This is a genomic window from Limnospira sp. PMC 289.06 (genome assembly GCF_032350395.1).
Classification (GTDB): domain Bacteria; phylum Cyanobacteriota; class Cyanobacteriia; order Cyanobacteriales; family Microcoleaceae; genus Limnospira; species Limnospira platensis.
This window is the reverse complement of record NZ_JARPLC010000299.1, coordinates 1-1,473: the sequence shown is the minus strand read 5'-3', so window position 1 is coordinate 1,473 and position 1,473 is coordinate 1. Positions and strand designations below refer to the sequence as shown.

2 protein-coding genes are annotated in these 1,473 nt (G+C 39.4%); both read left to right on the top strand.

The genetic code is table 11. The features are described 5' to 3' along the window. The first annotated feature begins 275 nt into the window (after positions 1–275). Entirely contained in the window at positions 276–1,067 is a 792-nt protein-coding gene (locus tag P5674_RS24630) for a hypothetical protein (protein WP_006615975.1), read from the top strand. A gap of 84 nt (positions 1,068–1,151) precedes the next feature. Further along, positions 1,152–1,325 (top strand): NAD-dependent epimerase/dehydratase family protein, encoded by a 174-nt coding sequence (locus P5674_RS24625; protein ID WP_014274445.1) that lies wholly within the window; start codon positions 1,152–1,154, stop codon positions 1,323–1,325. Positions 1,326–1,473: the final 148 nt, after the last annotated feature.

Sequence of the window (1,473 nt, the reverse complement as noted above, 5' to 3'; positions counted from 1 at the left end):
CTTCTGTAGATATCCTTGCCATTATACGTCCTAAATGTTCTGTCTTGTGCTATACATTATCTAACTGGTGCCAGACGTTCAGGTATGAAATAGGGCTGAGATGCCCGAAATGACTACCTGGTGAGGGCTTCAGCCCCCCCGGCTGAATATAAGAGGCTCGCCTCTGACCGACCTCATAACTGTTTATATGTTCCTAAGTTTTTGTATCATTCTGATACAGAATGAGGCAAGGAGACCCAAGGTCCAACAAACATTAATATTTAAATGGAAATGTTATGAAGCTGGAAGTTGCAATAACTTTTTTTTACGTTGAAGCACGGTTAAGTTACCTAAAAACGGTAGCAACCTCTTTAGCTTTACTAAGTGACAATATTCATGTATCGATCATTACTAACGACTTAGATAATCATCATACTATTAGACAAGCATGTGCTAGATTGGGTAATAATGTGTCTATTTATGTACCTTTTTTGTTGGGGCATCCTTATTTGCTTACATGGTGTCATTTTGAGGTGTTTCGCAGAAAATTTAAGTTATATCCAGATATAACTCATTTTTGGTATTTGGAAGATGACATCCTAGTTACGCCCGAAAACCTTGCTTATTGGCTAGATGGTCGCGAAAAGCTGAAAAATACGCCTTTTATCCCTTCTTTTGTGCGCTACGAGTACCAAACAGGTAAAGCTGAGAAATTTGTAACAGATACTGTAGCACCAGTAGATTTGAATGCTTCGCCTAGTGTTGAAGTAGCCGAAAACTACCAGTTTATTAATTTGCCAACCCCTGATCAGGGGATGTATTTATTAGATAGGGCTTTGGCGAAAAAACATTTTTTTGGGGGATCGTCTAGCCCCGATTTTGGTCGTTGGGGTATCAGAGAAAAAGCTGCACAGGGCATCACTTATTTAGAAGTGCCTAAAGGGTTTTATTCCCGTAATTTAGTAGGGGTTATAAAACAGCAATATCAGCTTGATCCGCGCTGTTTAATTCATCATTTGCCTAATAATTATGCTAACTATCCCAAGTCTAAATTTGCAAAAGTGGCTGTGGATGCTTTGTTTTTTTAAGTAGGGTATTTAGCATGCTGGCATTAGGCAATTAGCTACCTTATATCCAACTGTTTTGGGTAAGACAGATATTTATAAAACTGGATGATAGTAAAGATAACGATGAATAGTCACCTTGTGAAAAGTAATTTGTCTTGCCGTAAGCGCGTTTTGGGAACAGGTGGGGCGGGTTTTATTGGTTCTTTTTTATGTGAACATTTGTTGGCACTTGGCTGCGAGGTAATTTGTTTAGATAATTTTTTTAGTGGTACTAAATAAAATGTAGTGCATTTGCTGATTAATCCTTACTTTTGTCTTGAGCAGCCATGTCTTGGGGTTTCCCCAAGTGGAGCAACTGGCGTCACATTATCGATTAGGGGTCGAGATAGACCTCACGGTCTACCCCTCCCATTCAGAACCGGACTTG